Here is a 6,688-nt window from a genome sequence, read left to right as displayed (position 1 = left end):
GAACCGAGGATTTGCCAGAGGGCTTTCCAGAAACCCGGGAAGCTGGCGTACTGCGCCACGTCGCGCCAGTTCACCGAAAACTTGCGGTAGTTCTCGCGGCCCAGGCCCAGCACAGCATTGGGGCCGACGGTGACGCTGCCGTCGATCATGCGGGTCAGGTGCACGCCGAGGAAGGGCAGCTGCGGGTCGGGGATCGGATAAATCAGGTGGTTGACGATGTTGCTCTTGGCGGAGGGCAGGCGGAAGTATTCGCCACGAAACGGGATGATCTGATGGTCGATGCGGATGCCGGCCAGGCGCGCCAGGCGGTCTGACTGCAAGCCGGCGCACACCACCAGGTGGCGGGCCTGCCAGGTCTCGCCCTCGGTGTTGACGGTGACCGTATCGGTGTCTTCGTGGATGGCGGTGACGGTGCGTTCCAGGCAGATCTGCCCACCGTGGCGACGAATCACCTGGGCCATGGTCTCGCACACCTGGCGGTAATCGACAATCCCGGTGGCATCGAGAAACAAGCCGCCGAGGCCGACGATGTTCGGTTCACGCTGGCGCAGCTGTTCGGCATTCAAGCGCTCGACCTGCATGCCATTGAGCTGGGCGCGGGCGTACAGCGCTTCCATGCGTTGCATTTCCAGGGGGCTTGAAGCCACCAGCAGCTTGCCGCACACCTCGAATTTGATCCCGTGTTCACGGCAGAACTGCTTGGTGGCTTCGGCGCCGCGCTTGCACAAATCGGCTTTGAGGCTACCGGGCGCGTAGTAGATGCCGGCATGGATCACGCCGCTGTTGTGGCCGGTCTGGTGCTTGGCCAGCACCGACTCTTTTTCGAGAATCACCAGCGACGCGCCGGGTTGGCGCTTGAGCAGCTCCATGGCGGTGGCCAGGCCGACGATGCCGCCGCCGATAATGCAAAAGTCATGAATCATTGCAGGGGTACCTAGGCTGTACATTTCAGTCTGCTTATCAGGTTGTCAGACTAATGTTTTTGTTAAAAAAATGGCGTGTCCAAGGACACGCTTCACACAGGTTGCATCAGTTCGTGGTCGGCAATTCCAGTTGCAGGCGCTGCGCTGCGGCACGCAGGTGCGCCTCGGCACTGGCAGCAGCGCGCTGGGCGTCGCCGTCGGCGATGGCCTGGTAGAGCTGTTGATGTTCTTCGGTTGCATCGGCCGAGCCGGTGGCAAAGCGCGACGCCGAGTTCTCCCACGCGGTTTTACGCGCACTGGCCAACTGGCTCCTGAGGAAGTCATGGAAGGCCACGAAGTAGTCATTCTTGCTGGCGTCGGCAATGGCGCGGTGGAATTCCACATCGGCCAGGGCTGCGGCTTCAAAGTCGTCGCGGTTGTCCTGCATGGCCTGCAACGCGCTTTTCATGCGCTGCAGGTCGGCGCTGTCGCGGCGCTGGGCGGCAATCGAAGCGGCCTGGGTTTCGATCCACAGGCGCACTTCGAACATCTGCGCCAGGTCAGGTCGTCGCCCGTTGGGCTGCGGAAACCGAAACACCGTGCCCGCAGGGGTCTGCGAAATAAACGAACCCAGACCACGGCGAGCGGTGAGCACACCGTCGGCCTTGAGCTGGGCAATGGCTTCACGCACCACGGAGCGGCTGACGTTGAGCTGTTCGGCCAATTGCTGTTCGGTCGGCAGGCGCGACTCCGGGGCCAGTTGGCCGGATTCGATTTCTGCGCGAATGGCGCTGACAACCCGTACGACAAGCGAATCGGGGCGCTGGAGCTCAAGCATGGGAAAACCTTGGTGATCAGGTTGTCAGACAATAGTCGTTACGATTTTAGCTTGTCAATATTTGTCTGCTTCGCGCTGCTCGGCCTTTGCGCACGTTTCCAGGCGATCAGTGCGGCTATCAGCAGCAAACCTGCTGCCATGGCGAAGGTGGCGTGCAAACCGGCAGCCACCGCCTGGGGCGCGGCGTGGCTGACATCCGGGGTGGCGCGGGCGAACACCGCGCCGAGGGCCGATGCGCCGAAAATCAGGCCCAGGTTGCGCGACAGATTCAGCAGGCCGGACACCGTGCCTCGGCGTGTCGCCTGTACATCGCTCATCACCGCCGTGTTGTTGGCCGCCTGGAACAGGCTGTAGCCGGCCGTCAACACAATCAGCGCCGCGAGATAAACGCCAAGCCCGGACGCCTGCGACAGCAACAAGGCCCCGCACAGCATCACGCCCAATCCCATGAGCGTCAGGCGCTGGCTGCCGAGGCGATCAGTCAGGTAACCCGCCGGTACACCGGTAACCGCCGCGACCGCGGGCCCAACGCCCATGGCCAAGCCCATCCAGGCGGGATCGAGGCCCAGGCCACGGGACAGGTAGAACGGGCCTACCACAAACGTGGCCATGATCACTGCCGACACCAGGGCACTCATGGCCAAGCCGGCGCGCAACGGCGCATCGCGCAGGGGCGCCCAGAATGTATCGCCTGGCCAAGCGTCGCGGCGGTCAGCATCCACCGGCAAATAACGGTAGGCGAGGGCGGCAGCCACGCCCGCCAAGGGCAGGCCGATCAGAAACAGCGCGCGCCAACTCCACAGGCTGAGCAATACCCCGCCGACACTCGGCCCCATGGCCGTGCCGAGTGCCGACATGGTGCCGAGCAAGCCCATGACTCGGCCGGTATTTGCTTTCGTGACGGTGTCACCCACCATGCCCAGGGTCATCGCCATCATGATCGCCGCGCCCAGGCCCTGGAATGCCCGTGCGCCGATCAGCCAGGGCAGGGTTGGCGCGATGCCACACCCGGCGCAGGCCAGGGCAAACACCAGCAACCCGGCCAGCAGCAAGCGCCGGCGCCCCAGACGGTCGCCCAGACGCCCCGCGCTGACAATCACGGCGGTGATGGCCAGCAGGTAGGCCAGCACCACCCACTGCACGGCATGAAACGAGGCCCCGAAGGCGTGCGCCAGGCTGGGCAGGCCGACATTGGCGATGCTGGTGCCCAGGGCGGCCAGCAACATGGACAGCGACAAGGCGACCAGGCCGCCGCGTGTGGAAGTTTGCATGCGCGTTTCCTTGAGTGAATGCACCTGTCACAAATCTACGGCGTCGCCTAACATGGCGGAAGACGCATGGGTTGCAGGTTATAGCTGCGTCCAACGCCTGATAAGGAGCCCACATGCCCGACCTCAATTTACTCATCACCCTGGACGTGCTGCTTGCCGAAGGCAGCGTCGCTCGCGCCGCCCAGCGCTTGCGCCTGAGCCCTTCGGCCATGAGCCGGGCCTTGGCGCGTTTGCGCGCGGCCACGGGCGATCCGTTGCTGGTGCGTGCGGGGCGCGGCCTGGTGCCGACGCCCCGGGCGTTGCAACTGCGCGAGCAGGTCAGCCAATTGGTGCAGGACGCCCACGCCGTATTGCGCCCCGCGCACACCCTGGATTTGGGTGAAGTGGTACGCACCTTCACCTTGCGCACCAGTGAGGAGTTCGTCGAACGCTTCGGCCCTGCATTGCTCGCGCGTATCGCCCAGGACGCCCCAGGGGTGCGCTTGCGTTTCGTGCACAAGAGCGACAAGCACAGTGCGTTGCTGCGCGACGGTGGTGTCGACCTGGAAACCGGTGTGGTCGATGTCGGCGCCAGCCCCGAGGTGCTGACCCAGGCGCTGTTTCGTGACCGCCTGGTGGGCGTGGTGCGCGCGGGCCATCCTCTGAGTCGCGGCCCTTTGAGCGCAGCGCGTTTCGCCCAGGGACAACACGTCTATGTGTCGCGGCGCGGGCAGGACCGTGGCCAGATCGACGATGCCCTTGAGGCGCAAGGTCTGGTTCGGCAGGTCAGCATCGTGGTCGCCGGTTTCAACACGGCCATCGCCCTGGCGCGGGGCACCGACCTGATCGCCAGCGTGCCTGAGCGCTATATCAGCGTGCCGCCTCGAGGCTTGCACTGCTTTGAGCTGCCGGTGACGTTGCCGCCGTTTACCGTGGCGATGCTGTGGCACCCGCGACAGGACGCCGACCTGGCCCATCGCTGGCTGCGCACCTGTTTGCGCGAGGTGTGCGGGCCATGAGCGGCCCGCAACAGGTACAATCGCCGCTGCCTTGACGCGAAACCCCAGGAATTTGCATGTTCAGCCTTACCCGCTACACCACACCGTGCCCCGAACCGATCAACAGCCAGATCCTGCAGATGGTGGTGGACAACCTCACCGACATCAGCAGCGTGGCGCTGGCACCGAGCAACCTGCTCTACAACATCTACCAGTACGCCATCGGGTTTGAGGTACACCTGTACCTTGAGGCGTTGAATGGCGAAAAGGGCGTTGCGGTGGAGTTGGTCGTGGCGATGGAAGACGACGCAGTGGTGGGCTTTTGCCTGTATCTGCCGGTGAAGGATGATCCGCACGCCTGTGGCATCGCGTTTATGGCGGTGCAGGCCGGCTTTCGTCGCCAGGGTGTGGCGCGCAGCATGCTGGACGAGGTGTTGGCGCGTTATCCCCACGCCGAACTGGCCTGTGCGGTAGAGAAGGTTGCGGTGTTCGAAGCCTTGGGGTTCCAGGTGCGCGGTGCGCGTGGCACCCAGGTTGTGATGAACACCCGCAACTACGGCACCGATGGGCTGATGGGGGTTTTGGATGTGGCCTCGATCTACAGTTCGCTGGAAGTGCGGCAGATCCACACCTACCTGCTGCAAAAACACGGCAAGCGCGCCATGGTCGACGCAGAGAAACAGCGCGATCGGCACCTGGACCAGTTGACGCGCAAGGCGCAACTGTTCGTCCAGGGCCGTCTGCCTACGGCCTGACGCGCCTGACCATCCCGAGGATAGTCTCCAGCAGCTCCTGCTGAGCTTCCTCGCGGCTGATCTCGCCATTGGCCGCCGCGTGGGACAGCGCTTCCGCCGCGCCGAGCATGGCGCGCAGGCCGGCCTGGGAAATGCTGCCGCCGTGGGTGAAGGGCGACAGCGCGTCCCGGCACTTATCGAGGAAGATCGCCTCGTATTCACGCTTGGACGCTTCCAACTCCGGCGAACCGCTCAAGGCGGCAACCACGCCGGGGATTTCCCGACCTTGCAACAGCACACAGTCGACATACGACGAGGCGATGACCCACGCGCGGTCCTCAAGGGTCGCGTTGCTGGTAGCGATGGCATTGGCAAATACCTGGTCCTGGCGCGCGTCGAAGTCTGCATACAGCGCGGCCAGCAACCCCGCACGCGTCGCGAAGTGGTCGTACACCACCGGCTTGGTGACGCCCGCCAACTCGGCCAGGCGGCCCAGGGTCAGGGCGTCGGTGCCTTCGTCACGCACCAATTGCCAGGCCACGTCGAGTAACTGACGCAGGCGATCTTCACGGGACAAACGACGACGTGGGGCAGGGGATTCACTGCTTGACATGCTTATATACCAAAAGTAACTTATTCGACGTAACTTACTAAAAGTAGATTAAGCCGAAACGGAGTCAAAGTCATGCACGCATTGATCGTTGTTGCTCATCACGACCCGCAATCCCTCACTCATAGTGTGGCCGCCGAGGTGGGGGCGGGCTTGAGCGCCTCTGGCCACACCTTCGAAATAGCCGACCTTGCCGCTGAAGGGTTCGACCCACGCTACAGCGCCGCCGACCATCGGGTGCACCGTACACGCGCCACGCCGCCAGCCGACGTGTTGGCCGAACAGGCCCGCATAGACCGCGCCGACGCGCTGGTGCTGGCGTTCCCTATTTACTGGTGGTCGATGCCGGCGTTGCTCAAGGGCTGGGTCGACCGCGTATTCGTCAATGGCTGGGCGATTGATTACGGCCCCGATACACCGGTGCAGAAGAAACTAAGGCATGTGCAGGTGCATCTGCTGGCCCTGGGTGGGGCCGATGAAAGTGCCTTTGAGCGACACGGTTATGCCAAGGCCATGAACACCCAGATCGACTACGGCATCTTTGATTATTGCGGGGCGCGGGTACTCACCTCCGCGTTGTTGCTGGACTCGGAAAGTGGCACCGCCCAGGTGCATTTGCACAAGGCCCGAGCTGTGGGGCAGGGGTTGTTCCAGCGAGAGGCAGTGGCGGGATAATTCAGACGTCGCGAAACAGGTCGTGGGCGTCCAGCAAGCGGTAGGCAATCTCTGGGTTTTTCTCCAGGCCACGGCGAATGGAAGCGGGGATCGACTGGCGGGTCTTGCGACACATGCCCGGCAGTTCGTCGATGACGATCTGGATCCCGCGCATGCTCTTGACCTCGGTATGCCCGGGCGCGATATGCACACGGATGCCCAGTTGCTCGTACATCCGCTGTTGCAGGTGTTCGAGGTCTTGCAGGCTCTTGAGGTTTTCCAGGCGCTCCAGCAGGATTTTTTCCTGCTGTCGCGTCAGTTGCAGAATGCGCAGGTCAGCGCCGGGCGCTTGCAGCAGTTGTTCACGGTTGCAGACACAGGCGCCGGGTGGGCAGGGTTGGCGAAGGGTCATTGACGCTCCCGGCAGAGTTGTAGGAGCGAGCTTGCTCGCGAAAAACGTCAACGATAACGCGTGTTTCCTGAAGCAACGCGGAACCTGTGCGTTTTTCGCGAGCAAGCTCGCTCCTACAGGTTTGTGTGTCAGTCGTTTAGGTGAACGCCCAGGCTGGCCAGGGCTTTCCAGTAGTCAGGGTAGGTCTTGGCCACGCAGTCCGGGTCTTGAATGCGAATGCCCGAGACTTTAAGCCCGGCGAGGGCAAAGCACATGGCGATGCGATGGCCGGCGTGGGTGTCGATCAGTGC

The 6,688-nt window shown here is 63.4% G+C and carries 8 protein-coding genes and 1 pseudogene; 3 read left to right on the top strand and 6 right to left on the bottom strand.

Features of this window, described 5'->3' with window-relative positions; all coding sequences use genetic code 11:
• From lhgO to GIW04_RS26280, 3 genes are all read right to left on the bottom strand, one after another.
• Positions 1-923, bottom strand: a 923-nt coding sequence (gene lhgO / locus GIW04_RS26290; protein ID WP_236479343.1) for an L-2-hydroxyglutarate oxidase, incomplete at its 3' end; no start/stop codon positions are given.
• A gap of 106 nt (positions 924-1,029) precedes the next feature.
• Positions 1,030-1,740 carry a FadR/GntR family transcriptional regulator gene (locus GIW04_RS26285; protein ID WP_003190996.1) on the bottom strand — a complete coding sequence of 237 codons (711 nt, stop codon included), beginning with the start codon at positions 1,738-1,740 and terminating at the stop codon, positions 1,030-1,032.
• A gap of 38 nt (positions 1,741-1,778) precedes the next feature.
• Entirely contained in the window at positions 1,779-3,011 is a 1,233-nt protein-coding gene (locus GIW04_RS26280) for an MFS transporter (RefSeq protein ID WP_236479342.1), read from the bottom strand.
• Between the two features lie 113 nt (positions 3,012-3,124).
• On the opposite strand from GIW04_RS26280, the gene GIW04_RS26275 reads away from it, so the two are divergent.
• Positions 3,125-4,009 carry a LysR family transcriptional regulator gene (locus GIW04_RS26275; protein ID WP_003190999.1) on the top strand — a complete coding sequence of 295 codons (885 nt, stop codon included), beginning with the start codon at positions 3,125-3,127 and terminating at the stop codon, positions 4,007-4,009.
• Positions 4,010-4,065: 56 nt separating this feature from the next.
• Positions 4,066-4,743: a GNAT family N-acetyltransferase gene (locus GIW04_RS26270; protein ID WP_034135513.1), complete on the top strand. Its 678-nt coding sequence runs from the start codon at positions 4,066-4,068 to the stop codon at positions 4,741-4,743.
• On the opposite strand, the gene GIW04_RS26265 is transcribed toward GIW04_RS26270, so the two are convergent.
• Complete coding sequence (locus GIW04_RS26265; protein ID WP_034135514.1) at positions 4,733-5,335, bottom strand: TetR/AcrR family transcriptional regulator; 603 nt, start codon at positions 5,333-5,335, stop codon at positions 4,733-4,735. The genes GIW04_RS26270 and GIW04_RS26265 overlap by 11 nt on opposite strands.
• Positions 5,336-5,407: 72 nt before the next feature.
• Between GIW04_RS26265 and GIW04_RS26260 the strand changes: the two genes are divergently transcribed.
• Positions 5,408-6,007 carry an NAD(P)H-dependent oxidoreductase gene (locus tag GIW04_RS26260; protein ID WP_120248211.1) on the top strand — a complete coding sequence of 200 codons (600 nt, stop codon included), beginning with the start codon at positions 5,408-5,410 and terminating at the stop codon, positions 6,005-6,007.
• A 1-nt stretch (position 6,008) separates the two neighbouring features.
• Here the strand turns inward: GIW04_RS26260 and GIW04_RS26255 are convergent, their stop codons facing one another.
• On the bottom strand, positions 6,009-6,398 hold the full coding sequence (locus GIW04_RS26255; RefSeq protein ID WP_034135516.1) for a hypothetical protein: 390 nt from the start codon (positions 6,396-6,398) through the stop codon (positions 6,009-6,011).
• A gap of 128 nt (positions 6,399-6,526) precedes the next feature.
• Positions 6,527-6,688, bottom strand: a pseudogene (locus GIW04_RS26250) (3-phosphoshikimate 1-carboxyvinyltransferase); the annotation flags it as partial.

Source organism: Pseudomonas sp. PA-4-8C (assembly GCF_021606625.1).
GTDB classification, from domain to species: Bacteria; Pseudomonadota; Gammaproteobacteria; order Pseudomonadales; family Pseudomonadaceae; genus Aquipseudomonas; species Aquipseudomonas lactis.
The sequence above is the reverse complement of the archived record's forward strand: the minus strand, read 5'-3'. Positions and strand labels throughout refer to the sequence as shown.